This is a genomic window from Natrinema sp. 74 (assembly GCF_046097095.1).
GTDB lineage: Archaea > Halobacteriota > Halobacteria > Halobacteriales > Natrialbaceae > Natrinema.
In genome coordinates this window covers 19,708-45,992 of the sequence record NZ_CP175699.1, presented here as the reverse complement: position 1 = coordinate 45,992, position 26,285 = coordinate 19,708, and the positions used below count along the sequence as shown (strand labels likewise).

24 protein-coding genes and 1 pseudogene are annotated in these 26,285 nt (G+C 61.8%); 5 read left to right on the top strand and 20 right to left on the bottom strand.

Annotated features, from left to right (window positions below):
* Window position 1: 1 nt before the first annotated feature.
* The 10 genes from ACJ70B_RS18215 to ACJ70B_RS18170 form a co-directional block, all read right to left on the bottom strand.
* On the bottom strand, window positions 2-2,092 hold the full coding sequence (locus ACJ70B_RS18215) for a hypothetical protein (RefSeq protein ID WP_408960446.1): 2,091 nt from the start codon (window positions 2,090-2,092) through the stop codon (window positions 2-4).
* Window positions 2,089-3,090: a hypothetical protein gene (locus tag ACJ70B_RS18210; protein WP_408960445.1), complete on the bottom strand. Its 1,002-nt coding sequence runs from the start codon at window positions 3,088-3,090 to the stop codon at window positions 2,089-2,091. The genes ACJ70B_RS18215 and ACJ70B_RS18210 overlap by 4 nt, the downstream gene beginning before the upstream one ends.
* Complete coding sequence (locus ACJ70B_RS18205) at window positions 3,087-3,356, bottom strand: hypothetical protein (protein ID WP_408960444.1); 270 nt, start codon at window positions 3,354-3,356, stop codon at window positions 3,087-3,089. The genes ACJ70B_RS18210 and ACJ70B_RS18205 overlap by 4 nt, the downstream gene beginning before the upstream one ends.
* Window positions 3,353-4,681, bottom strand: a complete 1,329-nt coding sequence (locus tag ACJ70B_RS18200; protein WP_408960443.1) for a cell division protein FtsZ — start codon at window positions 4,679-4,681, stop codon at window positions 3,353-3,355. Before ACJ70B_RS18200 ends, ACJ70B_RS18205 begins: the two co-directional genes overlap by 4 nt.
* Window positions 4,682-5,025: 344 nt before the next feature.
* Window positions 5,026-6,735, bottom strand: coding sequence for a hypothetical protein (locus ACJ70B_RS18195; RefSeq protein WP_408960442.1), 1,710 nt, complete (start codon window positions 6,733-6,735; stop codon window positions 5,026-5,028).
* A gap of 490 nt (window positions 6,736-7,225) precedes the next feature.
* The gene (locus tag ACJ70B_RS18190; RefSeq protein WP_408960441.1) at window positions 7,226-8,821 is read right to left on the bottom strand and encodes a cell division protein FtsZ; all 1,596 of its coding nucleotides are present in this window, start codon (window positions 8,819-8,821) and stop codon (window positions 7,226-7,228) included.
* A 166-nt stretch (window positions 8,822-8,987) separates the two neighbouring features.
* A complete protein-coding gene (locus tag ACJ70B_RS18185; protein ID WP_408960440.1) occupies window positions 8,988-10,487 on the bottom strand; it encodes a hypothetical protein in 1,500 nt (499 codons plus the stop codon).
* Between the two features lie 313 nt (window positions 10,488-10,800).
* A complete protein-coding gene (locus ACJ70B_RS18180; RefSeq protein ID WP_408960439.1) occupies window positions 10,801-13,053 on the bottom strand; it encodes an AAA domain-containing protein in 2,253 nt (750 codons plus the stop codon).
* A 320-nt stretch (window positions 13,054-13,373) separates the two neighbouring features.
* Window positions 13,374-14,012: a phosphatase PAP2 family protein gene (locus ACJ70B_RS18175; RefSeq protein WP_408960438.1), complete on the bottom strand. Its 639-nt coding sequence runs from the start codon at window positions 14,010-14,012 to the stop codon at window positions 13,374-13,376.
* Between the two features lie 425 nt (window positions 14,013-14,437).
* Entirely contained in the window at window positions 14,438-14,773 is a 336-nt protein-coding gene (locus ACJ70B_RS18170; RefSeq protein WP_408960437.1) for a winged helix-turn-helix transcriptional regulator, read from the bottom strand.
* Window positions 14,774-14,909: 136 nt separating this feature from the next.
* On the opposite strand from ACJ70B_RS18170, the gene ACJ70B_RS18165 reads away from it, so the two are divergent.
* Window positions 14,910-15,548 carry an NAD(P)-dependent oxidoreductase gene (locus ACJ70B_RS18165; protein ID WP_408960436.1) on the top strand — a complete coding sequence of 213 codons (639 nt, stop codon included), beginning with the start codon at window positions 14,910-14,912 and terminating at the stop codon, window positions 15,546-15,548.
* 328 nt (window positions 15,549-15,876) lie between these two features.
* Window positions 15,877-16,170 carry a PadR family transcriptional regulator gene (locus tag ACJ70B_RS18160; RefSeq protein ID WP_408960435.1) on the top strand — a complete coding sequence of 98 codons (294 nt, stop codon included), beginning with the start codon at window positions 15,877-15,879 and terminating at the stop codon, window positions 16,168-16,170.
* A gap of 39 nt (window positions 16,171-16,209) precedes the next feature.
* Here ACJ70B_RS18160 and ACJ70B_RS18155 read toward each other — a convergent pair whose 3' ends face one another.
* The 8 genes from ACJ70B_RS18155 to ACJ70B_RS18120 form a co-directional block, all read right to left on the bottom strand.
* The gene (locus ACJ70B_RS18155; RefSeq protein WP_408960434.1) at window positions 16,210-16,485 is read right to left on the bottom strand and encodes a hypothetical protein; all 276 of its coding nucleotides are present in this window, start codon (window positions 16,483-16,485) and stop codon (window positions 16,210-16,212) included.
* A gap of 128 nt (window positions 16,486-16,613) precedes the next feature.
* Window positions 16,614-17,378: an urease accessory protein UreF gene (locus ACJ70B_RS18150; RefSeq protein ID WP_408960433.1), complete on the bottom strand. Its 765-nt coding sequence runs from the start codon at window positions 17,376-17,378 to the stop codon at window positions 16,614-16,616.
* Window positions 17,368-18,015, bottom strand: coding sequence for an urease accessory protein UreE (ureE, locus tag ACJ70B_RS18145; RefSeq protein WP_408960432.1), 648 nt, complete (start codon window positions 18,013-18,015; stop codon window positions 17,368-17,370). The genes ACJ70B_RS18150 and ureE overlap by 11 nt, the downstream gene beginning before the upstream one ends.
* Window positions 18,015-18,968 (bottom strand): urease accessory protein UreD, encoded by a 954-nt coding sequence (locus ACJ70B_RS18140; protein WP_408960431.1) that lies wholly within the window; start codon window positions 18,966-18,968, stop codon window positions 18,015-18,017. Before ACJ70B_RS18140 ends, ureE begins: the two co-directional genes overlap by 1 nt.
* Window positions 18,965-19,585, bottom strand: a complete 621-nt coding sequence (gene ureG / locus ACJ70B_RS18135) for an urease accessory protein UreG (RefSeq protein WP_408960430.1) — start codon at window positions 19,583-19,585, stop codon at window positions 18,965-18,967. Before ureG ends, ACJ70B_RS18140 begins: the two co-directional genes overlap by 4 nt.
* Window positions 19,585-20,013 carry an urease subunit gamma gene (locus ACJ70B_RS18130; protein WP_408960429.1) on the bottom strand — a complete coding sequence of 143 codons (429 nt, stop codon included), beginning with the start codon at window positions 20,011-20,013 and terminating at the stop codon, window positions 19,585-19,587. Before ACJ70B_RS18130 ends, ureG begins: the two co-directional genes overlap by 1 nt.
* A 96-nt stretch (window positions 20,014-20,109) precedes the next feature.
* The gene (ureC, locus tag ACJ70B_RS18125) at window positions 20,110-21,816 is read right to left on the bottom strand and encodes an urease subunit alpha (protein WP_408960428.1); all 1,707 of its coding nucleotides are present in this window, start codon (window positions 21,814-21,816) and stop codon (window positions 20,110-20,112) included.
* The gene (locus ACJ70B_RS18120; RefSeq protein ID WP_408960427.1) at window positions 21,813-22,199 is read right to left on the bottom strand and encodes an urease subunit beta; all 387 of its coding nucleotides are present in this window, start codon (window positions 22,197-22,199) and stop codon (window positions 21,813-21,815) included. The genes ureC and ACJ70B_RS18120 overlap by 4 nt, the downstream gene beginning before the upstream one ends.
* Before the next feature lie 327 nt (window positions 22,200-22,526).
* Here ACJ70B_RS18120 and ACJ70B_RS18115 point away from each other — a divergent pair, with 327 nt between their 5' ends.
* Window positions 22,527-22,808: an AbrB/MazE/SpoVT family DNA-binding domain-containing protein gene (locus tag ACJ70B_RS18115; RefSeq protein WP_408960685.1), complete on the top strand. Its 282-nt coding sequence runs from the start codon at window positions 22,527-22,529 to the stop codon at window positions 22,806-22,808.
* Window positions 22,772-23,173 (top strand): annotated as a pseudogene (locus ACJ70B_RS18110) (DUF234 domain-containing protein); the annotation flags it as partial. The gene ACJ70B_RS18115 and the pseudogene ACJ70B_RS18110, both read left to right, overlap by 37 nt.
* Before the next feature lie 38 nt (window positions 23,174-23,211).
* Here ACJ70B_RS18110 and ACJ70B_RS18105 read toward each other — a convergent pair.
* Both ACJ70B_RS18105 and ACJ70B_RS18100 read right to left on the bottom strand, forming a co-directional pair.
* Entirely contained in the window at window positions 23,212-24,201 is a 990-nt protein-coding gene (locus tag ACJ70B_RS18105) for a linear amide C-N hydrolase (RefSeq protein ID WP_408960426.1), read from the bottom strand.
* 493 nt (window positions 24,202-24,694) lie between these two features.
* On the bottom strand, window positions 24,695-25,351 hold the full coding sequence (locus tag ACJ70B_RS18100; RefSeq protein WP_408960425.1) for an NTP transferase domain-containing protein: 657 nt from the start codon (window positions 25,349-25,351) through the stop codon (window positions 24,695-24,697).
* A 275-nt stretch (window positions 25,352-25,626) separates the two neighbouring features.
* On the opposite strand from ACJ70B_RS18100, the gene ACJ70B_RS18095 reads away from it, so the two are divergent.
* Window positions 25,627-26,283: a CoxG family protein gene (locus ACJ70B_RS18095; RefSeq protein ID WP_408960424.1), complete on the top strand. Its 657-nt coding sequence runs from the start codon at window positions 25,627-25,629 to the stop codon at window positions 26,281-26,283.
* The last annotated feature ends 2 nt before the right edge of the window (window positions 26,284-26,285 follow it).

The following is a 26,285-nucleotide window of genomic DNA, read 5'->3' as shown; positions in this document are numbered from 1 at the left end:
GTTAGTCCATCTCGATTGCGTCGTCGGTCGTCGTCACGTTGTGCTCCTCGCTCAGTTCCGCGATACCGTCTCGAATGACCGACCGCGGGACCGGTGCCGTCAGAAAGTTCCGCTCGAGTTCGTCGAAGGGCAGTCGCTCGCCCGGCTCGAGGTTGTACCTGACCACGTTGGTCAGTTCGCGTTCGAGTCGGTCGCGTTCGAAGACGACGATCTCGCCGTCGGGGGTCTCCGTCGCGTCGTAGCCGTCCGTCTCGGCCCAGACGGCGAGCAGACAGGGGGCGTGTGCCGACCGTACGGGAAGCCCCATCGCCGTCGACACGTATCCCTCGTTCTCGTACAGTTCCTCGAGGCGCGGACGGAGCTCCGACAGATGCTCGCGCATGTCCGCGTCGGTGTCGGTACAGACTCGCTCTCGGAGGCTCTGTTCGGTGAACTCGACGTCGACGCTCGTCTCCCCGTCGACCTGAACCTCCCGGTCGATCGGTGCGAACGTCTCGTCGCCGGGATCGGCCGCGAGCGCGTAGCTGCCGGCCGGTACGTCCTCGAACGTCGCCGTTCCGGCGATACGTGTCTCGACGGTCGCCGTCTCGTCGTAGCCCGATCCCGACAGCGACAGCGTCGCCGTCCGCTTCGAACCGCCGCGCTCGTAGGTTACGCCGACGGTGAGATCGTGGCTCTCGACGTCGCCGCGACGGAGCACCGGTACGTCCGGCTCGAGTTCGACCGATTCGTTACGCCGGTAGTAGAGTCCGAGGAACTCATCGGGATTCCGCACCGGCAGATCGTCGGCCGTCACCTCGCCCGACGCCTCGAGTTCGGCCTCGATCGTCTCGGCGATATCGTCGTAAGCCCCCACGACGGCGGCTTTGGTGCTCGCGGTGTCGATGGCGTCGGCCAGTTCGCCGGCGATCTCGCGCCACCGTTCGGTGAACCGCTCGAAGTCGTCGAGGCCCTCGAGTTCGTCGACGAACGTCTCGTCGACGATCGCCGGTTCCGCGTAGTAGCCGGCCGGAAGGTCCGCATCGCGGAGCGGCTCAGTCTCGTCGGCGAGGTCGCGCTCCATGGCGGCCACCATATCGATACAGGTCCGCCGGAGCTCCGCGCGACGGCGGCTGACCGCCGAGAGATCGAGCGCTGAGTCCATTCCCGTGACGGCAGATTCGACGGCCGAGACTGTGTCGAGGGAGTCGGCGTCGACGTGCGGGGCCACGCCGGCATCCTCGACGGCGTCAACCAACGATAGTACCGCGTCCCGCTCGGCGTCGAACGATCCGGAGAACTGATCGCGGAGGCGGTCTCGCGCCTCGAGGATCGACTCGACTGCGTCTCCGAACTCATTTCGGTCGACGGCGTCCGCGGCCGCCTCGAGGTCTCGATCGATCGCCTTGTTGTCTTCGGGTCGCTGCTCGCCCCGTCCCATCTCGCGGACGGTTTCGATCGCCGTCTCGACCGTCTCCGTCGCGACCGACCGCGCTGCGTCGACCGTATCGCGACAGGCCGGAACGGCCGCAGCTTCGTCCGGGCCGTCGATCGCGGCATCTCGCGTGACCAGATCGACGTCTTCGAGCCGGTCGAGGGCGTCTTCGATACGAGACAGTTCGGCGGTCGTGAACGCTCGGAATTCCGCCGCAACGTCTTCGTCGAGGCGGTCGATTTCGCTCGAGATCGTCTCGAACGCCTGTACGTCGGCGGTTCCGACCGTCTTCGTGAGATCGAACGCGCCCGACTCGAGGTCGAACGCGACGCCCTGTGCCCGGAAATCGCCAGCGACCGACTCGAGTTGCGCGTCTGCGGTGAACTCCCAGTCGGAATAGGCCCCGCGGAGGTCGTTGATCTCCCGGACGGTCTCTTGGAAGTCCTGTGCAACCGTTCGTGCCTGCTTCGTTACGTACTGACGTTCGCTCGTCCCCTTGCGAGAGACAACACTGCGGACGTACAGCGCAATCCCGCCGATGATGAACAGCGGGAGACCACCGAGAACGAACCAGACCGCGATATCGGAACTGGTCGAGACGAACACTCCTGCACTGACCGTGGCCGCCAGGACGACGATGCCACCGACTCCGAGCGCACTCTTTACGTTCGCGTTCATCGGACCACCTCGAGAAGGGACGGATCGACGACGGCTGTGAGGAGGGCCACTCCAGCGATCGCGAGGACGATTCCGACGAGAATCGGAACGAGTGCGGTCTTCCGGTCGTAGGAGACGTTCCGACTCAGCTTCATCGCCTCCTCGACGCGCCGCGCCGCGACGAGTGGGACTGCCACGCCCGCACTCCCGCCGGCCACGAGACCCGCGGCGAGCGAACCGACCGTCGTTAGCCGAACTGTCGACTGCGCCGCGGTTCGCTCTGCCTCGACGACCTCGCGGTAGCGCTCGAGGGTCGCCGCCGTCGCGTTGCGTTGTTCGCTCGCATTCGTCCGAACCGCCGCGAGCGCGCCGAGCACTCCGCTCGCGTTTCCGTTTTCCGTTCGATTGAGGAGATAGTCGGTGAGCGCCTCCTCTCGTGCAGTCATGGTTCCGTACGCGTCGTTGAGTTCATTCAGATCGTCCTCGGCCGCTGTGATGTCCGCCTCGCCGTTCTCGATGGCCGTCGTCGTCTCGTCGAGTTCCGCAGTCGCGTTCGCCAGCGCCGCTCGCGCGTCGAGGTACGCGACGGCTCGCGGGTCATCGATCCCCTCGAGGGTGCTTCCGCCGGTGCCGGCCATCGCCACCTCGACCGTCAGCCCGTCTGCTTCGCCCGCGTTGAGGGTGACGTGCTTGGCGAAGGCGATCCGCCCAGAGCCGTCGCCAGTAAGCGTGACGGTGTAAATGCCGTCCTCGCTCGCCGACTCGCTGATCGTGAACCCGTCGCCCTCGGCCAGCCAGTCGGTCGTGGATGCATCACCGCCGTTACAATAGGCGAGATCGAACCTCGAGTCCTCGACGAGCGTCTCGGTACCGTCGACCCACTCGCCACCGATATCACCGACGACGGTCGAACCGTCCTCGGGACAGTCGACATCGCTCGCACCGGTGGCAGTCCCCGAACCCGCGGCGAGTGCCGCTCCGAGAACGACCGCGAAAAGCAGGAGTCGACGCCCCCTCATGGTTGTAGCCGACCTCCGATCTCCCGGTTTTTGTACCAGTAGGTGACGCCGCTCGCGATCGCTGCGCCGAGCCCGATACCCAGCAGCGCTCCGCCGGCCGCGAGCAGCATCGTCTGGTCCGCGAGTGCCGTCGCGTCGGCCGCCGCCTCGGTCTTATCGAGCGTCGTCTCTACGGCAGACCCGTCGGCCGCGACCGTCGCTGTGAGAGCGACGAGTACGACAACGACCGTGAGCAGAGACACCGCGCTCCGTCGGCCTCGAGTCATGCGAGTAACTCCTCCGTTTCCTCCTCGTAGGCGTCGGCCGCCGCTTCGATATCCGCGAGTCGGTCGAGGTCCTCGCGACGGTAGGTCAGCAACGTCGTCACCGATGCGAGGTTCCGGTCGCTCATCGCGACCCCGATGTTCACCTCGCTCAGATTGCTGCTCCGCTCTAAGTACTGCTTGACCGTCCCGATCTCGACGCTGTGGCTCCCGGAGCCGAGGCTCGATTTCGGTGCTCTAATCAACGAGATCGCCTTCTGGGCGTCGCCGATATCGGTCTTCGCGAGCGTCTGTTTGGCCGCAGACAGCCGCGACAGTGCCGCGCTGTCGATATCCCGCTTGCCCACGAACGGCAACAGATACCCCGGCAGCGACCGCGTCATCGTCACCGAGCGACCGAGCGCAGCATAGCCCGGTTCCGACTCCTCGCCAGCGATGCCGAAAGACAGCGACGTGACGATGTCCCGAACGTCGATATCGGGCGTGTCGACACCCTCGACCGCACTGGGATCGATCCCGCTCAACACCGGACCGGCGACCAGATCGTAGATCGACGCGGCGACGTACTCGTTGTATTCGCCAAACTCCCCGCCAGCCGAATCGAGATAAGAGATGCGCTGGTTGTCGATCAGGATGATCCCGTCGACTTCGTCCTCGAGGCGGTCGAGGCCGTAGCACGCGTTCCACGCCTGTCGGCCGGCACCGATGTCGTCCTCGCCGTCCGATTCGCCGACCGCGCCCGCCGCTTGTGTGTTCGGCAACACCGCTACGGCGACCACCTTGGCCCGTTCGTCGGTAAACGCCTTGATCTCACGGGCGAGGTGCGGGCCGATCCCACAGCCGGTCCCGCCGCCGAGTCCGAGAAACAGGAATGCAAACTGGACGCCCGTTTCCGTCGGTTCGGCGACGGTCTCGGCCGGCACATCGTCATCATCGTCGTCGACCGGCTCGTCGCGGAACGCCGTCTCGTTCTCGAACGACGAGTCGAATTTCTCACTGAGGATCGTCTGGACCTGCGGTGCGTGCTCTGCCATCACCTCGTCGGCGTCGACCGGATCCCGTCCGAACCCGCCCGTCACCGTCTCCTCGAATCCAGGTTCGGTTCCCTGGACGAGGCCGTGTTGCTCTGCGATTCCGTACTGGTCTTCCGGCGGCACGTTCGACAGATTCTGGAGATCCCGCATCGTCGAGTTAAAGACGAGCGGGTGGCCGAGCGTCGAAATGTCGGCAGCATCGAACAGTCCCAGCAGCGAATCGTCAGTGTACTCGAACACGGCGTCGACGATCGCACCCCCTGCTTGTCCGGCCCCAACGAACAAGTACGTCATAGTGTTATCAACAGCGTGTCTTTTCTCGTTCTAAATGTAGTTATCCGAGCGTACATGTTTTATCAATCGATTCACTCGAGCAACGTCTATTAAAGGTAATGGCCCCGTAGTCGGGCGATTACTGTTAGTATTGGGTAGTGAAAATCGCGAATATTGCTACACTCTCCCGTTCGCTTCTATCAATAACACATTCCGTGTTCATATCCGTTTTTCGAGACGATAATGAATGGTACACTCCTCTGTATGTAACATGAATATGCGAGGAAAGACTGCTCGTTCGCGAATACTTCGATCGACGTATACGTGACGAGTGGAAGACGAGTTCGGCCGCTCCGATCGGCGAACTAGCCGCGGAGTCGCCGAAGCATGACGCTGTACTCGTTTTGCTCGTAGAGCGCTTCGATATGGGCGAGTATCTCGTCAGCCGCCGAGCAGAGGCCGGCCGCGTGCATCGGCCTCTCGTCGTTGATGCGCTGGGCCTCCGCCCGAAGGTCGTTTGCCAGCGAGAGGAAGTGTCGCGGAATAGTGTGGTTGTGATCCGCTCGAACGCCGATATACTCCCGTTCGATCGCGTCGATCCGGTCCTCGAGAGCAGCGATCGATCGTCCCGTCTCGGCCGCGTCGTCCGTCTCCACCGACCGCGACAACCGCGGCAACAGCGTTCGGTCGTAGAACGTGCTCTCCTGATAGATTGCGTACAATTGAACGTCCGTAATTCCCTCGCGTTCGAGCATCGCCTCGAGTTCGCGGACCCGGTCGGCGAGATGCCGGTAGATAGCACCGTCTTTCGCCTGGAGTTCGTCATTGAGGGCGTCGAGCCGTCGCCGGACGTCGTGTTCGCCGATATCGGCGATGGACGCCTGTAGCTCCGCGTACGCATCGAGGGAATCAACCGTCGACCGCAAGACGGCTGTGGTGTCGTTCGACGTCGGCTCGCTCAGCGTCTCGAGTAACTCCTGTGATTGGGGCGACTGGGTCCGGATCGAGCGTTCGAGGTCGCCGGCGAGCGACGCAAGCCCCGTCTCCGTTTCCCGTGTTGCTCCCGGCCGCTCGAACGTGACCGCTTCGCGCTCGAGAGCATCCGCGAGTTCCGCCGTCCGATCGGCGATATCGGTCGATTGGAACGTCAGAGCTCCACTCCGGTCGGCTTCGCGACAGACCGTTTCGGCCGCGGTCCCTATCCGGTCGTACTCTCGGGTTGCTCGCTCCAGTTCGGTCTCGGTCTCCGAGAGGTCGGCTTCGATCGTCGCCGCTTCGGCGCTTTCATCGAGTACCCGATCGAACACCGGCTCGAGGCCGTCCGCGATATCTCCCTCTCGAACGCTGATCGTCCGCTTTGCAGACTGAATCTGTGCGTCCGCCGTCGGATCGTCGATACCGTCGATGGCGTCCGCGACCGTCCCCGCCTCCTCAAGTCGGTCGACCGCCTGCTGGAGTGCCTCCTCAAGGGAGTCTTCCGCCGGTGACGGCTCTGCGAGGACGCGACAGAGTTCGTCGGCTACGGGATCGGTCGGCCGCGTTCTCGAGGCGACGGTGTCTGCGACCGCTGCGATCGAATCTGCCGTCGCTCGATCAGCGTCCGACGCCCCGTCCGTCTCTCGAGTGGCGTTCTCCTCGTCGACCGACCGATCAGCGGACGCCGATACCGACGACCTGTCGGCTTGCGCCTGTGTTGCCGCTTTGTGAGGCGTCGCTGCCGATCGGACTCGGTTTGCCGACTGGGGCTCGGTATTTCGTCCCCGCTCCGAATCGGAGCCTTTGAGTTCGCGAATGCGGTGTCGGATCTCGGAGACGAGCTCGTCGACGGTATCGGTCGCGTACGAGGTGATCCGAGTTGAGTCTCCCCCCGATGTCTGGATCTCGAGTTCGGTAACGTCTCTCTCCTGTTTCGATCGGACGCCAGTCAGTTGATCGTAGTAGATCTCGCTGGTATCTCCGCCATCCCGCCCTGATCGGGACTTCATATCGTATTCGGCCCCGCCGTAGAGGCTAATCGACGTCTCGGTCAGGACGATCGTCGTATTCTCGTACGCGCTCGCAGGTTCGACGAGCATCGGCGACCCTCCAGAGCGAGATGTCAAGTTGTACGAGGCTGCGCTTTCGACCGCGATACGCCGTTTCGCCGTGCGCTCCGAGTCGCTAATAAACTCCGCTAACTGCGGCTCGTACTTATTGTTGATCTCTCTGACTCCCCAGTACCAGATCCCGACCCCCCCGAGAACGCCGAGTACGAGGGCCGGCCCGACCGCGTCTACCGCCGCCCCGAAAACGGCACTGACGATCGCAACACCGATTATCACGTACCGCGGCGACCACCCTATCTTCCACCGGAGAGCGTTCACATCCGCTGCCATTGCACAGCGAACGAATGACTGTAGGTCGTGATGAATCTTCTGCCCTGATATGTCTTTCATATAATACATTCGGGTAACGAGGGGGTCCGGACCCGACGGGTAATCGATCGCACCGGGCAGAGAGGAGCGCCATCGTCTGTGCCGAACTGAACCGCTATCTTCGTCTCGAGAGACGAGATTGCTCGTCCCCTCAGGCCATGTTCTCCCGACCGAGCGCCGAAAACAGTGCTTCGACCGCGTCCCACTCTTTGCGTACGTTTTCGGCCTGCTCGCTGTTCCCCTCCTGTTTGAGCCGTTGGGCCTGGTCGTACATCTCGGACAGCGACGACATCGTCGGGTTCCACAGCGTCCCCCAGAGGTGAACGTCGTCGAGGTCGGGCGTGACGAGCTGTTTAACGTGAACGTCGACGGTTTCGATCCCCGATACGTCGTTTGCGTCGAGGAACTCCTCGCCGGAAATAATCTCCGTCAACGCCCCGTCGGCAACGAAATCGGAGACGGCGTCCATCTTCTCGGGCGGCCCGTAGACGAGAAACGTTCCGCCCCAGGCGGTCGTCGGATCGAACTCGGCCAGCTTGTTCTGGAACAAGGCGTTCCTGACGAGAATCTCGAGCTTGGATCGATCGATCGTGTTCGCACGCGACCGTCCCAAGACCGGAGCGAGGATCACCGCCGGCGTGAACGAGACGTCGGGGTTCAGCTGATACTTGTCCTCGACCGGCCGGAAACTGTCGGCCGGGTCGAACACGTCACCCATGATCGACATCGTCGCGTCGCGGTCGAGAAACTGGGGCACGGACGACATGGTGAACGCCTCGAGAAATGCGACGAGCGGCCGGTTGATGCCCGTATACTGCGGTGGGTTGTACTCACTCAGTCGGTCTATCTGCGGCCGGATGTCCGCTTGGACGTTTTCGAGGCGGTTGTTATCGAACGGTATAATCGCGTCGACCGCCTGGGAGGTGCGTGCGAGTCCGACGACGCCGTTTACCTTCGCTCGACCGCCGAACTCCGAATACTCGGTCCCCTTCGAGGGGATAACCACGCTGCTGAACAGCGGCTTCGGGACGACCGTGTCGTCATCGAGAACGTTCTCTCTGAGGCTGTCGGCGAGGACCGGGGTGGCACCGCAACCGGTCCCTTTCGTGACGCTGTGGACGAACAACACCGCCTGAGAGTCCTGAATTCGCTCCGGTTTCATGTCCCAGCGTTCCCGGAACGGGTCCGCGTCGCCCTCGAAATCGGCTTCCATCAGTTCCTTGCCGATGTCCCACCGATAGCCAGCGCCCGCGTAATCGTGGCGGCCAAACCCGATGGTACAATTTGGCAGTAAATCGTTACGACTGTAGCCTTTCTCCTCCTGTGCATAGTAGGTCTGCTCGAGTTCGCTGACGTTCGTGTTCAGGAGGCCGTACCCGGCGAGTCCTCCCTTCCAAATTCGGGCGCGGCGCTCGTTGTTCTCGGCCAACGTCTCGCGACGGAGCAAAATCGCATCGAGAATGTTGTTCCCCGCACCGCCGACCCCGATAAGGAACCACTTCTTGCCGTAAGCGCTATCGATCAAGTCGTCGCTCAGCGTCTCGGACGGACCGTCCGGGTCCGGCCCAGTCCCGTCGTCGGTCGACTTCGGTTCGCTCGGCGACGCGACGACCTCCTCGCGTAGGTCCGGATACACCTGCTCGACCGATTCCGGTTCGTCTCCGTGTGCGTTACGGACGTGTTCGACGAGAGTCGCTCGATCCCAGTCTCCCTCCCGGGCCATACAGATTTTACAGAGATTCGTCATTCGGTACTATACTATCCCTACGTCGGAACTATCTAAAGTATTACGTGTGAGCTACCGTCGGAAACACACCCGTCGTCCCTCGAACGTAGTTCTCACGGCCCCTCGACCTATTATTTATCCAACACAGCGGTAGATCATCGGTAACCCGTCCGGTTCTGCCGATGATTCATCCGCCGTGGCGCTCGACGAACCGCTCTCGGACCGTCTCGAGCCCGTTGCTCGGTGTCGTTCGTTCGGTGAACTCGAGTTCGAGAAAGCCGGGCGGAGCCCCTTCCTGGAGGTCGACGGCGGCGACGATATCGGTCTGTCGGCGACAGAACGCGGCCAGTTCGTCGAGAACGGCCGGTCGCGCGATTTCGTCGGGGAGCCGTTCGGTCTGATACTGGACGGTATCGCCGGCCGTGCTGCCGTCGAGTTCCCGAAGAACGAACAGCACCTCGTCGGCGACATCGCCGGTCGCAACGCGGGTTCGATCGTTCGTCGCCGATTCACCTGTCGACTCGCATGCTGACGACTCCTCGGTGGCGACCGTCGCCGCGTTCGTGACGCTCGTCGGCTCGCCTCCCTCACCGGACGTGTCCCGTTCGGCGATGACGATCGCAGTGCCATCGACCGTCGCGTTGACGTCGTACTGGCGTTCGATGATCGGCGCGAGGTCGCTCACCAGCGCTGTCGATATGACGCGTGGTATCTCGACCGTCCCGTTTCCGTGCTCGACGGTCCCGACCAGCCCACCGAGGAAGTCGACGGTGACGAGTAGTTCGTCGGCGGCCTCGCGGGCACGTCGGAGGTCCCGCCGGGCGTCCTCGAACGAACAGCGCTGTAACAAGTGCATCGCGTCCGAGACGTCGCGTTCTATCTCGGCGACGCCGTCGATATCGTCGTGTCGCCCCTCGAGGACGAACTCCTCGACACGGTTCGCCAACGGCCCGTCGAGTCGGGTAGTTAGTTCGCGGACGTCTTCGAACGTCGCATCGATTTCGTTCCGCAGGTTGACGACCTCCGCTTCGTGGCTACGAACGTGCTGGTGGACCTCCTCGCGATGATCGTCGACCGCTGCAACGGCCATGGATACATCCCGAAGCGAACCGCTCTCGAGCAGCTCCCGGATGGCGGCGTCGATCTCCTCGACATGGACCGTCTGACCGGAGGGCGGCAGGGAGACCTCGCGGTACCGAGCCGGCAGATTCACGATCTCGTAGGGATCGCCCCCCGGCGTGGAACGTCCCACGTCGAGGCGGCCGTCGGCGAGTGCGTCCGTGAGGGCCCGGCGAAGTTCCTGCTCGACGTGCTCGAGTCGCTCCCCCTCTGCCGTACGATGGTCTCGAGCACCGTCCTTGCGGTCGCGAACACGGTCGACCGCGTCGGGGACGATCGGCGTGAGCCGCTCGAGCGTCGTCTCGTCGATGGCTTCCTCGAACGAGCCGTGCGTAGATCGCTCCCCCGGTTCGTCCTCGGCCGCATCTCCGCTCGAGCGATCCTCGGGACGCTCCCTCGAGTCCGTCGATCGCAGCCAAACGACGACCGCCGCACCGACGATCACTAGCACTGCGCCGGCCAGCACGAGCGAGAACGGGTCGGCAGCAAGCGAGAATATCGGATTAGGCCGGCCAGACAGGACCGCCAGGCCGTCTGCGCCGGTGACTTGCTCATACGACTGGCTCACGAACGTCTCCACCCCACCCCTCGCAACTCGATCTGCATGGCAGGAGAGTCGACAATAGAGGTGCAAAGAAGTATCGGCTGTCGAACTCATAGCACGGAATCGCAGGAACAGCCGCGCGCTCACAACAATCTCCAACGTCGAATCGCCGAACCGCGGTAGCGGCTATTGCTACTTGGAGTCTGCGGTCAGAGCACACTGCTGGCCCACTCCCCGTCACCCCCGTCGCGTTTGTGAGAACGGCACACGACGTAAGGAGCCTCGAGTAGCAGGGCACCTCCAGAACCACGTTCGAAGCGGTCGAACCGACATACAGTTACTCTGGAACGGGGATAAACTCCGGTTCGACCTGTCGCAGTCGGCCAGTGCTCTCGAGAAACGAGTATAGGTCGTCGTAGAGATCACTGCTATTAGCACCGCGTTCCTGCGAGCCTCGCAACGTGTACCAGTCGCCGATGATCGCACAGAAGCGCTTGGCACGGGTCATCGCCACGTTCAACCGCCGTGATCCATCGAGTGGCCGGCCAAGGAAGCCGATCTCACCGTCGGCGTTGCTCCGGACGAGCGAGATCACGACGGCGACCTTCTCGCTTCCCTGAAACGAGTCGATCGTATCGACCGTGACCACACTCCCATTCTCGAGTTGCGTCCGGAGTTTCGATCGGATCGCGGTTGCTTGCGCCACGTAGGGCGTGATAACGCCGATATCGGACGGGTCGATCCCTTCCTCCCGACGAAGTTCCTCGACGGCGTGTGCGACGAGTCGGACTTCCGCGTCGTTGCGCGTCGAGTGATCGACCGTCGTCTCGCTCCCACCGATGTCGTACCCGACGAGCGCTGGCTGATCCTCGAGCGCTCTCACGTCGCGGCCGTGTCGAAGCGCCCGGTCGTAGAACCGACGATTGGGGAACCAGGCGATGTCGCGGTGCATTCGGTACTGCGTCCGCAACTGAACGCCGACGCCCTCGTAGACCCCGCCGTCGGCGTAGAGATGTTCGAACAGCGACAGTCCGGCCGCTGACTCCGGTGGTTCTTCGGTCGCGCTGAACGGCGGAAGCTGCTTGTGATCGCCGGCGAGGACGACCTTCGCCGCCTTCGAGAGCGGAATACAGGAGGCGGTACACGTCGCCTGCGTCGCCTCGTCGAGAACGAGGACGTCGAACTCGCGCTCTAAGGTGGCCGCGCTGCTGTTCGTCGCGGCGACGACGTCGGCGCGACCGTCGTAGGTGCGATACCGGTCACTGACCACGTCGTTCGAGGAGTTGCCAGCGTTCACTCGCCGAAGCACAAACTCGTCAGCGCCGTGTTGTGCGTAGGCGTGGAGCGACCGGTCGTCGACTGCGTCGGCCGTACTCGAGCCAGCGACGAGGTTGTCGACCGCCTGATTCGAGTCGGCACAGACGAGGACGTCATCGCCGGCCTGGACGGACCGTCTGATAACTTCGACGAGCGTTCGCGTCTTTCCGGTTCCCGGCGGTCCGTGGATGCAAAACAGGTGATCGGCGAGGAGCGCACAGGAGACCGCCAACTCCTGTTCTTGATTCAGTTCCACGTCGTGTTGACTGCTCTTGACGCCGGCGGTGTCGCTGAAGGTGACCGCCGTTTCTCCCGTCAAGAGGGATCGATGATCGTCACGGTCGCGGACGCGCGAAATCGCGTTCAGTTCTCGGTCGTACGGAACGGGATTCAACAAGAGCGTGAGTGCAAACCCCCGTCGCTGTTTCCGCAGGAATCCGCCGACAGTCGTTCGGTCGTCGATTTCGTTCCAGTCGACGACGAGACCGACGGTCCGTCCGTCGATCGCGTCGACCGTCGCCGGAATCGGAAAGGCATCTGGCGCATGGTCCTCGCTTGGCGGATGCACGAGGACTTCGTTCCCCTCGAAGATGCCGAATTCGCTCTGGACGTACCCGTACTGATCCCGCCGTTGGTCGTTACTGTCGTCGATCGTGAACCGATACACCCCGTCTTTCGGCCGCCCGAGCGACGACAGTGACGGAATTGCACCGAACCCCCCATCTCGGAGCGCTTCAGGCGTCGAGCCAGTCGCTTTCTCCCTGTTCGCCGCGCGCTGAGCGTCCATCTCCGACCGGACGAACGACTCGAGTTCGTCGAAGAACGAATCCGCATCGTCACTCGAGAGCGGATGTCGAGGGGACTCTCGTTCGTCGATCGGCGAGTCGAAGTACGACGGTGGGTTGGCGGGAGCGTAGTCCGAGTGCCAGAACCGTATCCGTCCGGCAAGCGCCGATTCGACGAACGCGTCTCGCTCGATCGAATCGTAGTCATCGCCGTTGTCGTAGACGAAAATTTCCCCGTGAAGCGCGTGATCCGTGAACGCGATATACTCGCCGGACAGGGCCGCACTGTCGGGTTCGTGGAGCGGAATCACGATCCAGTCGTCCTTCTCGGGATGCTCGAGTCGGTCGTGGTAGCTCGCGTACTCGACGATGCCGTCGATCGGGATAGGGTCGTCTCGTATAGGCTGGCAGTCGGTATCCGCCGGCGAGTAGAGAGTTGCTGGTGCGAGATCGAAGGTATCGATCGCGCTTTCAAAGAGGAGGGACATGTCGGTGCGGACGAAATACTAGCTCCTAAATCTTATCGTTGGAGAAGTGACAACAGCACTCATCGATCGTCGGCTCACAAATCAGAAGTGTTCTCTGACACCCTCTGCGTGACGGCCTCCCCGAAGCGGCTGCGTCGCCGACTATCGGCAGTATCAGCGACAGTCACGGCTAGCTCAAGCCAGCCTGGAATGCGCTACTGACCGTGGCAGACCATCCGAATTTCGATCCAGTCGTCGCCCGCGAGGCAGACGGAAGCTCCACTGGGTGGCCGCAAATCACGGAACGCTCGGGAAGCGAGCAAGACATGACGTCAGTATGATCAAAAGAGAGCGGTCCGAAGACGATCCTCAATATGGATACATACTGCCACGAATTCCATGACAAGACCTCTGCCGGCGTAAACCAGTGCGAACCCAAGTAGTGACGTGCCGATCGCACCGATAATATCGATTGGATAGTGGAGACCGACGTAGACACGACTGATACCGACCAACAAGGCAAGTACTAACGCAACGAGTCCGGTTCGCCACCGATCCTGAAGGGACAACAACGGCCACACGACTGCGAACGAGACTGTCGTGTGCTGACTCGGGAACGAGTTCTCGGGCGCTTCCGTTAGCAGCGTCTCGTACCCAACCATGTATGGTGCAGGATGGCTGTAGAGTTGCCCCGCCGCATACGAAAGCGTGAGACTGACAATAATCGTGACAAAGATGACTATCGATTTCATCTTCCCATCTTTGGTCGCCAGTCGAGATAGAGCAAACCCCGATTGAAACACGGAAGTCGTGTGGTCCTCTTCAGAAGTGACCCAGAGGTAGAGAAGGGCGAGCAGGATGAGATAGATGAGGTTTTCGGCTGCGAATATCATGATTGCGTTACGTATTGGATTTCCGTGGTGGCTCGTGAACATATCTGCATACTGACTCGGAGAGCCAACTGTTCCGAGTGGGATCATCTGATAGAGATATTCATTCGAATAGCAAAAGAAATGCATCGTTCTTATCGACCCCTTCCGCATATGAATATAATATTATGTTGGTTTAGTATCTCGCTCGTATTTTAGCGCTGTGCGAGAGTTTCGCACCTAGGACATCGGTGGGTCGCGTCCGTTGTCAACCGATAAGCTTGATCTTAGTCTGCTCCCATGAGGGATTTTAACGCCTAATTCAACAGGAATGCGTGTTATCTCCCAGAGCGAACAGCCAATCTGCTGAAGGCAGACAGCGAACGCCCTGACGGGCGTTACCATCTGCTTGACCTCCACGGTTCATCTCTATCCTCCTCGTAGCTCTCGGTGAGCCGATCTGCGAGCATCAACCGAACGCACCGTCATGGCTCGGTTACCCCACAAATTGGCTTCGCTAGAGAGTGCCCATGGTATCAGTTTTCATCGGTGATCCACTTCTCGCCCCACTCGTATATTTCATCGAATGCCGAAAGGAGTTCTTCACCTTTCGTGGTAAGAGAGTAATACACGGCGACTGGGCTCCCCTCGTCAACTCGGCGTTCGACGTATTCTTTCTCCTCTAACTCATCGAGCACGCGGGACAGCGTTTGTGAGTTCGCACCCGTTGCACGCTTGAGTTCATTAAAGCGGAGTTCTCCCTCACGGAGGACGTGGATGACGGTCATCCGCCACCGGGACCCGATCTCTTCGAGAGTTTTGATTACCGGGCAGCCTTCGTATTTCGTCTCGAGCGCAGCATCCGATGACATCGATGTGACTTGGTCAAACCAACGTTCGCTGAACTATATCAAGGTCACGCTCTATAACCAAGTATGATGATGTGACCGCAATACGAGAGCCCGTTTCGGTATCGGTTGACAGGTATCAGCGAACTTAACGAATAAAATGAACGTACTACTACTCGGTGCAAGCGGACGAATCGGACAACGAACTGCTACTGAACTCCTCGACCGTGGCCACGCCGTCACAGGTGTCTCTCGGAGCGGCACAGTTGAAGGACTCGACGACGACGAATTCGTCGCCGTCACCGGAGACGCGACCGACTCCGATGACGTGGCGAAGCTTGCAACAGGCCACGACGCCGTGGTGTCGACACTCGGCCCGAGTGACGACGAATCACCTGAGATTCTCACGGAGATGATGGACGCCGTGATCGCGGGGTTGCGCCGCGCGGCTGTCGACAGGCTCGTCTGGACTGGCGGCGCTGGCGGGCTCAAAGTCGGCCCGGAGACGATGCTCATCGAAACGGACGACTTCCCCGAGGAGTGGGAGCCGGTGGCCCGCGCAGCAATCGATGCATACGATATTCTCAGCGAGGCCGAGGACCTGACGTGGACGTACCTCGCGCCCGCTGCGGTCATCGAACCCGGTGAGCGAACCGGCGAGTATCGGACTGCCGAACGCGAACTCGTCACGAACGACGAGGGAGACAGCTACATTTCGATGGCAGACTTCGCCATCGCTCTCGTGGACGAACTCGAGGCGGAAAACGCCATTTACGCCTATCTCGGAACCGGGAACTGACCGCGCACTGGTTCGTGTTTTTCACTGACTTCGAGACGGTTGCGGGGCCGTGAGACGACGTCCGTTCAACCTATGACCGTGATTATGCCACTATCATTTCACATATCCCATATAGGGAGTTTACAGGAGTATCGAAAGGGTTCTCACTCGCTACGAGACAGCGGAACGTATTACTGTGTTCGGGACCCATCGGTACTGAAACTAGCTGTCCTGTGCGTAAAGCCGAACACATAGCTGCGATCGATCGAAGTCGATCACGGCGCCTCGTGAGGGCCGTACTCTCACTCGTTCTCGGAAGGTTCATTACTCGATATACGTACGTTCGGATATGTACGATCTCACTAAATTCCAGCGAGACCTCCTGTACGTGATCGCCGGTCAGGACGAGCCACACGGGCTCGCGATCAAAGACGAACTCGAGAAGTACTACGAGAAGGAAATTCACCACGGGCGGCTCTATCCAAACCTCGATGAGGTCGTCGACAAAGGCCTCGTCAAAAAAGGCGAACTCGACCGCCGAACGAACTACTACACGATCACAGCGCGTGGCCAACGCGAACTCGAGGCCCGTCGCGAGTGGGAAGACCAGTACGTTGGCGACATGTTCGACGTCTCCGAGTGACGAGCAGTATCAGCCGAATGGCACCGTCGAGCAGTATACTCACTCCGCAGACGGGAGCGTGACGCGGAGTTCAGCATCGACCTCGTAGAAATATCCCCGCTCGAGAAGGCGTGTGATCGCATGCTCCGCATCCGCTGGCTCGAGTGCCAGTTGGTCAGTTGTACAGAGAACCTCGATCGCTCGATCGCGATCGATTGACGGAACCTGCTGATCACTGTCCTCGGTATTCGAATCCGACACCTCAGTAGAGAGGACAGCGTATGCCTCGGTGATCCATTCGGGAAGCGGAGGACGAGGGTCATCGGCCAGATGCATGTGTCACGTCACCCTCACATCTGGTACTCAACACGATACTGCTTAACTGTATCCCCTGTTGGAGATCTTCTGAATTCTCGGTGACAAAACCGTTTGGAAACGCTATACCGGCCGTCAATCGCGATCATTTAGCTCATGAACAGCCGCCGACCGGCGCTCTCGTGGCGCATTCCCATGATCTCTGCGAGCGGCGCGAACGAGGCCATCGCCGTGATATCGTCGTCGACGTGTTGTTCACAGACCGTCGCGATCACCGGTCGCAGCGTCTCGAGCAGCGATTGAATCTCGGTGTGGCCGAATCGGCCGAGTCGCTGTGCCGCCCCGAGCAATCCCGTGACGAACGAATACGCGTGTGCGAGGCAGGCTTCAAGTCGCGAGAGGCCCCGCGCTTGCGCGACGACGCCGAAGACGACGGGATAGTGACCCGGCGTGGCGTCGTGATCGATCTTCTCGGCGACGGCCGCCGTGACATCGCCCCCGTCGGCCGCCGAGAGCGTCGCATCGTCCGATCGGTCGTCCTCCCCGCTCACGTCCGACCGCACTCGGCTCGAGCCGGATTCCAACAGTTCGCAGAGCTTCGCGCCCGCCTTCGTCGAGCTCTCGCGGAATTCGCGGGGCATCATCACCGCGTGAAGTCGCTCGTCGACCGCCAGCAGCCGCTCGCAGTCGCCGTCCGCACTCGCGGCGTGTGCGTTGGCGAGCGCGACGGTCTCGCAGGGACCGACGACGCGCCGCAGGTACGCCGCGATCAGCTCCTGAAGGTCGTCACCGTCTTCGATTCGATCCTCGTTGAGATACTGCTCGAGGCCGTACGAAGCCGTGTATCCTCCAACGGGGAGAAACGAATCCGAGAGGCGGAGCGCGGTCAGAAACGACGCGGGATCAGTGGTCATGCGTATGGTCGTCTCCGTGGTGATGGCCGTGACCGTCATCGCCGTGATCGTGCGTGTGCCCGCCGGCATGGTGGCTACGCTCATGGATATGATCGTGCTCGAGGTCGGGAACGGATCGATGGCCACCGTCGGAATCGGTCCCCTCGTCTCCGAGTTCGGTCACGAACAGGTCGGCCTCGACCGTCGTCTCCTGGATTTTGGAGCCAGGGACGACATCGGCGACAACGCGCTCGACGATGTGGCGGTCGGCCGCGAGCGGAACGTAGATGGTGCCGTCTTCGACGGCGAGATCCCAGTGTTGGTTGCCGACGCGGTGGCCGAGTTCGACCGCGGCCTCGAGTGCCTCACTCGTCGCGTCGGGCAGCGAAATCGCGATCGCGTCGCGGGGCTCGAACGCGACGGCGATCATTCGGTCGTCGTCGACTGCCAGTACGTCGCCGGACGACACAGCCGGTTTATCGACGATGACGCCTACGTCCGTCCCCGCGTCGGTCGTCGCCCGGAACCGCGACCGACGGCGGTTCTCGGCATCGAGGACGACCCGCTCGAGAGTGCCTTGCTCTTCGTGGCTTTCGAATAACGCGGCGAGGCCGTCGTCGGCGTGGACGTTGCCGATGACGCCGTCGATGCGATCCATCAGTATCGCCGGTCGGCTGGGATGCCGACCTCCAACGTCTGCCGTCTCGTTTCGTCCCACGCATCGCGAAGCGCCGCGGTCACGTCTGCCTGCCGATGACCGAGGAGCCGGACGATCGCGCCGGCATCGTACGGGAGCCTCGAGACGCCGGCCGCAACGTCCTCACAGTTACCGAGCCGATCGCGGACGGCCTCGATCAGCGCCTCGAGAGCCGGGTTCGAGGAATCGGGTTCCTCCTCGGGAGCGAAGACGTACAGCGAGCCGACGACGCCGTACTCGCCGACGCTGGCTGGATCCCGCGGCTCGCGCTCGTCGGGTCGCAGATCGACGGCGTCGGCACAGACCAGCCGTCCGTCGTATTCGGCTTCGACCCGCGCGTGGTAGTGATCGAAGGCGAACGGCTCGTGGTCGCTCAGACCGTCCGGGACGAGCACGTCCGCGACGACGACGACCGATCCGGGGGAAAGGTCGACAGAGACGGTCTGGAGACAACGGGCGTCCTCGTTGACGATCGTCGGTCCTGGAACGTACTCAAGGTGGCTTCCCGCCTCGGCCCGGAGTGAGGCGTCGAGATGAGCGTAGTTGTCGGTCATGCTGTGGACCTTCGTCGCGCTCTGGGTGGTCACGCGGGCGAGAGCGCCGGCCTGTGCGTCGATCGTCATCCGGTGACGGTCACCCTGTGCAACGCCACCCGTTGGCTCCTGTGCGACGAGCGTCGCCAGCCCGGGAGCCGGATCGGTCTCCAGCGTCCCGGTCAAGTGGTAGGGGACCTCCACGCGGTCCCGTATTAGACGGGTCGGACCGTCACCCTCACGGGCGAACGTCGCCTCGAGCAGCCCGTTTTTGCCCGGGCCACCGGCAGGTGCCTGTGCGAGGGATTCATCGGCGTACTCCTCGAAGGCAGGCGGCAGCCGGACGGAGTTAGTCGTGGCGTTCGAGGGACCCGTACTCACGCGAACAACACCTCGCGTTCGACGTGCTCGAGGACCGCGCTGATCCCCTCGCCGTCCTTGCAGTTGGTAAAGACGAACGGATCGTCGCCCCGGACCGTCGCGGCGTCGTCCTCGATCACCGAGAGATCAGCGTCGACGTGGGGCGCGAGGTCGGTCTTGTTGACGATGAGCAAATCGGCCTGCGTGACGCCGGGGCCGCGCTTGCGCGGGATGTCCTCGCCCTCCGCGACGGAGATGACGAACAGGAAGTAGTCGGCCAGTTCGGGATTGAACGTCGCAGCGAGGTTGTCGCCGCCGCTCTCGATGAGCACCACGTCCAAATCGGGGTGGCGCTCGGTGAACTCGTCGATGGCCGCGAGGTTCATCGAGGGATCCTCACGGATCCCCGTGTGCGGACAGGCCCCCGTTTCGACGCCCTCAACGAGGTCCGCAGGCAGCAGGTCGGCGAACGATTCGCGGAAGACGTCGGCGTCCTCCTGGGTCATGATGTCGTTGGCGATGACGCCCACCTCATAGTCACGCGCGACGAGTTCGGGGACGAGTTGCCGGACCATCGCCGTCTTTCCCGAGCCGACGGGACCGCCGAGGCCGACCTTCGCCACGTCTCGGTACCCCATTAGTCGCCCTCCATCGATTCGGTACCGCTGTCGACTTCGTGTGTCCCTCCGCCCGCGGTCACATCGTCCGTCCTGAGTTCCGCGTCCGGATCGGGATCGACCGTCTCGAGTTGTTCGTGACTGTCGGCCCGGATCGGATCGTGGACGGTGACGAGCTTGGTGCCGTCGGGGAAAACCGGCTCGACCTGAATCATGTCGACCAGCTCGGGAACGCCGTCCATCACGTCCTCGCGGGTGAGGAGCTGGGTCGCCTCCGAGCGGATCTGCGAGACAGATTTCCCCTCGCGGGCGGCCTCGCAAGCCCAGTCGGAGATGTACGCGACCGTCTCGGGGTGATTTAACTTCACGCCGCGGTCCTTGCGTCGGCGGGCGAGTTCCGCGGCCATGAAAACCGTGAGCCGCTCCATCTCCTTCGGCGAGAGGTTCATCGACCTCCCTCCGTAGGTGAACTCGAGGCGGTCGTTCGTCTCGTCGATCCTACCGCGATCATCGTCGGTGTCCGTGTCTTACCGTAAGTCATGGATTCAAAGCAGGTACCGCTGTGCGAGCGGAACGTCGTCCGCGGGGTCGCAGGTGACGTGTTCGCCGTCGACTTCGACCTCGAACGTCTGGGCGTTGATTTCGATATCGTCCGGGCAATGGTCGTTGTGAAGCATATCGGACTTGCGGACCGACCGCGTTCCCTCGACCGGCCGCACCGGCGTTTCGAGGTCGTAGGCGTCGCCAACCTCGTTCTCGGCGGCCGCCTCACTGACGAACGTCACGGAGAGACCGTGTTTCGCCCGCCCCTGTGCCCCGGCGCGTTCGCGACCGACGACCGGCTCACAGGTCATCAACGAGCCGTTGGCCTCGCCCATCTGGGACCAGACGGGGAAACCCCCCTTGACCACCGCCTTCGGCTTGATCCCGAAAAAGCCGGGTTCCCACAGTGTGATGTCCGCGAGTTTGCCCGGCTCGAGCGAGCCCACGTAGTCGTCGATCCCCGCGGTGATCGCGGGATTGATCGTGTACTTGGCGACGTAGCGGGCGATGCGAGCGTTGTCGGCGTCGGTCCCCTCGTCGGCCTCGAGCGGGCCGCGCTGGTCTTTCATCTTGTGGGCGGTCTGCCACGTCCGGCAGACGAGTTCGGCCATTCGGCCCATCGCCTGCGAGTCCGTCGTCATCATCGAGATCGCGCCGGTGTCGTGGAGGACGTCTTCCGCGCCGATGGTCTCTGCGCGGATGCGTGACTCCGCGAAGGCCACGTCTTCGGGGACATCGGGATTGAGGTGGTGACAGACCATCACCATGTCCAAGTGCTCGTCGAACGTGTTCTCAGTGTAGGGCATCGACGGATTGGTCGACGACGGCAGCATGTGCTCGTGGCCGATCAACTCGAGCACGTCCGGGGCGTGGCCCCCGCCGGCACCCTCGATGTGGAACGTGTGGATCGCGCGGCCGTCGATCGCGTCGAAGGTGTGCTCGACGAAGCCCGACTCGTTCAACGTGTCCGTGTGAATACAAACCTGCACGTCCTCGTCGTCGGCCACCTCGAGACAGGTGTCGATCGCGGCGGGGGTCGAACCCCAGTCCTCGTGGAGTTTGAGACCGCAGACGCCGGCCTCGATCTGTTCGCGCAACGCCTCGGGCTCGCTGCTGTTGCCCTTGCCGTAGAAGCCGACGTTGACCGGCCAGTCCTCCGCGGCCTGCAGGAACCGTTTGACGTTCTGCGGGCCGGGCGTACAGGTCGTCGCACCGCCGCCGAAGCCGCCGCCGAGCATGGTCGTCACGCCGGAGGCCAGTGCGTGTTCGACGAGTTGCGGGCTGTTGAAGTGAACGTGAATGTCGAGTGCGCCGGGCGTCGCGATCAGCCCGTCGGCGGGAATGGTGTCCGTGCTCGGGCCGATGACCATGTCGACGCCGTCCATCGTGTCTGGGTTACCCGCTTTGCCGACGCCGACGATCTCCCCGTTTCGGACACCGATGTCGCCCTTCTGGACGCCCAGAACGGGATCGATGATCACGACGTTCGTAAACGCCCAGTCGAGTGCCCCCTCGGCCTGGGTCATTCCCGGTTGCATTCCCATCCCGTCTCGCATCGTCTTCCCGCCGCCGAAGACCGCCTCCTCGCCGGGCACAGTGTGATCGGTCTCGATCTTGGCCAGCAGGTTCGTATCGCCTAGCCGGAGCCGGTCGCCTTCGGTCGGCCCGAACAGATCGGTGTATTCCTCGCGGGGCAACTCGCGGCTCATTCGTCACCCTCCGCGATGTATCCCCGTTCTCGAGCGCGCTCGAGGGCCCTCGCCGTCACGTCCTCATCGTCGAGGTCGCCGTCAACCAGCCCGGCCATCCCGCGGATAATCCGGTCGCCGCCGATATCGACGAGGTCGACGTCGCGCTCACGGCCCGGTTCGAACCTGATGGCCGTCCCTGCGGGGATGTCAAGTCGCATCCCGTAGGCGGTCTCGCGGTCGAACGCGAGGCCCGGATTGACCTCGAAGAAGTGGAAGTGGGAACCGACTTGTACAGGACGGTCGCCGGTGTTCTCGACCGTGACCGTTACCGTCGGCCGACCCTCGTTAATCGTCACCGAATCGTCGGCCGGGAGCAACTCCCCCGGTATGAACTCGCTCATCCCGCAATCACTCCGGCCGGAAGACCGGATCGTAGTGTGGGGTGTCTCTCCATTACAGATCCGAGTTGGCGAACAAACGCCGTAAAAACACTCTCGATCAACAATATTTGCGAATAATAGACACATGTAGTTAAGTCTCGCAGAAATCCTCGATGCGACAACGCCACTTCTGAAATGACGTTTTAATAGTGGTCGAACGGTCACTCCTGTCCGTAAAAAAGAGAGGGTGATAGCCAATGGTGGTAAATTTTGCCCCGCAAACGCGACCGAGACGACTCAAGCCAGCGCACAGCACGACAGGACCCAATAGCGGGCAGGTAATCGACAATAGTTGCTGACGATATCCGAACGAAGCGCAAGATCCAGCAACTCGGCTCGTCAACGCTCGCCGTCACGCTGCCGGCCGACTGGGCTCGCAAACACGGTGCTACGAAAGGCGACGAGTTGCTCCTCCAGCGCGACGAAATTGGTGGATCACTTCTGCTCGTTCCGGACTCTCCTGAAGCGGCAAACGCGCTTGCAACGATCGACGCCGATTCCCTCGCACCCGCGGCCGTTGAGCGAACGATCCTCGCTCGGTACGTCCGATCGATCGGGAAGTCCCGGTGACCGCGTCGGCCAAAAAGTCAAAGCGGTCACGGTACCGCGTTACGGACGAGTTCCTCCGGTTCTGGTTCCGGTACGTCGAGCCGAACCGCTCCAGTATCGAAGAAACACCGGATGTCGTGTACGATGGGACAATTGCACCTGACCTACCGACCCATGTCGCGACGACGTTCGAAGATGTGTGCCAGAAAGCCGTCTGGGAGGGGATTCGGCGCGGTGGCGTTGAGCCGTATTCGGAAGTCGGTCGCTAGTTGTACGGGGAAGACGAGATCGATATTGTCGGGCTCGCACCGAATGACGATCGGATCTTGCTTGCCGGGTGCAAATGGACATCAGAGCCTGTCGGGAACGCGCTTGTTGAGGATCTGTAAACGAAAGCAGCTATCGAATTCGAAGACTACTGTAACTATTCGGCTTGTAGTCCGAGAAACGGAAAGGGATCGGCGGAGACCAGCTGCTCGGATACCTCTCCAGCAAACGTGTTCGATTGATTCTCGCCTAACTGTAACGCTCGAGTGTCGGAGCCGGGTGAGAAATCGATCTTGTCGAAGTCGATCCAGAACGTGTTAGGCATGAGCGCCGACTCAAAATAGTAGATACGATCCTTGTGATCTGAGACCGTTCGCCAGCGCGTCGAAGAGATATGTGGGTCAGTAGCTGTACTGATACCGTAGGGGACGGACACGTTACGGATCACACTGAATACGCTCGCAGTCGCGGGACGGCGAGCCGCAACTTGCGGTATCGCATCAACGTAGAAGCGTGCCCTTGTAAACCGGTCGGCTGGCCGGTTCGTCCCAGGTAGCATGACCGTCCCGCCGATCTCGTCCCAGTATTCGGCCAGTGCGAGTTGTTTGTCGAACGTCGGAGAGTTAGTCATAACCTGATAGTCGCGGCTATGGTGAACGACCAGCTCACCGTCGATGTATTCCATAATCGCGCTATCACCCGTTGCGTCCGATATGGATAGATGTAGTGCTGCCAGACGATCTTCGCCCGGCACCTGTTCGGTCACCACTGTAAACTCCTCGTGACGGACGTGCTCAACAGCTTCGGCCACGGTCGCAAAGTTATCAAGCATATACTGAGCCCACAGTGAGATCGAGATAGCGGGCGTCTCGCCGTCCCAATTCGGATATTCCGATTCGGGTAGCCATAAGAGGTTGGCCACGAGTCCGGCCTCGTTCATACCGTCGGTGGTGGCGATATCATAGGCTGTCGCGACCACGCTCCCGTACTGGGCAGTCCACTCCATCGAGGCGTGCCCGACTTCGCCGTCGCGCTCGATATCGCGAGGCAGTACCCAGATATTGGTGCCGATATCTACTTTCCAGTCCATGGACCGCGCTGTGAGAACGCGGTTTTCGGGTCCGAGATAGACGATGCGAGTACACATTAGACTGCGCCCTCTTTGGTTGTGACCGTGTTTCGGGGCCTCTCTGCATCCTCGAGTAAGCGGACTCTGTCTACACTCCTAACTGGGAGACCGAGCCGTGACATCCTAAAGCGGAGGGCAAGTAGCGAGCCCCGGAACGCCCCGCCAGATGCTCCTCGTCCGGTCGGACGTTGCGTTCGTTTCGCTTTGGCGTGTTCGTCTTCGTTTCGACCGGTAGCTGCCGTATCGTCAAACGGTAGCGGTTCTCGTTTTCGGAGGTTGTAAAGTTCCTCACGGACGTTCTTCGCGCTGCCTCTAGAAGTGAACGCTGGTATGAGTAACTCGCTCATCTGCAACAGGTGTACACTGCCACAAGTGATAAAATTTTTACACGACGGCTGAGAATACCATCTATCTTATAGTACACTATATCGATCACCGTTCAGTGTCGCACTTGCATACGATCGGCCGATGTGGGCAGAGTCGCTATCGATGTCGATGAGACCGCAGGGGCTCATTTCCGGTGTTGCAACTCAGCGGTCGTGTCGATGTCTGCGAGGACGCCGGGATCGCCGGTCTCGATGAGGGCGCTCTCGTCGCTCTCTGCCAGTACGGGGAGGCCCCCGACGTCACCCGTCACGTCGAGGAGGGCATCGAAGTGGTCGCGGTCGAACAGCACCGGATTGCCGCGGTGGCCGTCGAAGGCAGCCGCCAGCGCCGTCCCTAGCTCCGCTTGATACGCGTCACTGAGGCGGTCGACGGTGTCCGAATCGACGGTCGGCATATCGCCGGGAAGAAACACTACCGCATCCGTTTCCGGCGTTCCGACGGCACGAATCGCCGTTGCGACGGACGTCGACAGCCCCTCCTCGTACTCAGGATTACGGACAGTCTGCACGTCGACTCTGGAGAGAGCGGTGCGTACCGCCGCTGCTTCGTATCCAAGGACGACGACGACCCCCGAGAGGGCCGCATCTACGAGCGTTCGCGTCGCATGCCGGATCAGCGGCTCACCGTCGAGTTCGGCGAGGAGTTTGTTCGCGGGCCCGAAGCGAGAACTCGTTCCGCCGGCGAGGACAACGCCGACGATCGTCGCCTCAAGGGGATCGGTTTGCTCGAGCGCGGCAGCGATCGCGTCGGTCCCGTAGCAGGGAACGTCGTTGGAACTCATTTGCGTATCGTGTACGCCGACCGAAATCGCGACGGGTAGTGGGTCGGCCGTCGGCTGTCCATGCGGCTTGTACGTGGATCAGGTACAAATATCTCGGTATGGGTAACCGCGACCACCAGATGAGGTGGCAGCCGTTCTCAAGTCGGTTACACGTTCGCCGCCAGATAACCGATTATGGTTTCAAAATAGGCCGCTGACCACCACGATGCAAAGTATTATAGTTGTATGCGTTGGCGAGACATGGCAAAGACTGGTGTCTGCCAGTCGGTGTCAACATGGAATTCAGTGGGACGTTCGAACTCGAGGAGACAACGGTCGATGAAGTGTGGCTCGCGTTATCGGATCCGGTGTTGGTCGAGCAGTCGTTGCCGGGGTGTGAGTTTCTGGTACACGTCGACGAGCCCGACGTCGACTTTGACGAGGTACGCGACGAAGCGACCGATCGAGAGGTCGAGCCGACCGCCGATCCAGAGGTGATCGCCGAACGTGCGTTCGAGGAGGGTGGCCACTACGCGGCGCTGATGCAGATCAGCGTCGGGCCGGTGAATCCGACGTTCGAGACGGTCGTGACGATCGATCACCGCGAGTATCCGGAGATGTCCGCCGTTGGCGAGGGATCGTCGAGTAACAGCTCCTTCGAGATGTCGTCGGGGATGACCCTCTCCGAGACCGACGACGGGGTCGCCGTCGAGTGGGAGACCGAAGCCGACGTGTTCGGAAAGATCGCCCAGATGGGGCAACGCGTCGTCAACCCGGTCGCGAATCGGGTAGTCAAGCGGTTCTTCTCGTCGGTTCAGGAGCAACTCCGCGAGCGCCAGCTCGCGGCCGCCGACGGAGACGCAGCGACCGACAAATCGGACTCGGTCGAAAGCGACCGAGGACTGGTCGACAGAGTGCTCGGCCGGTCGGGAAGCGATGCGAACGACTCGTAAGC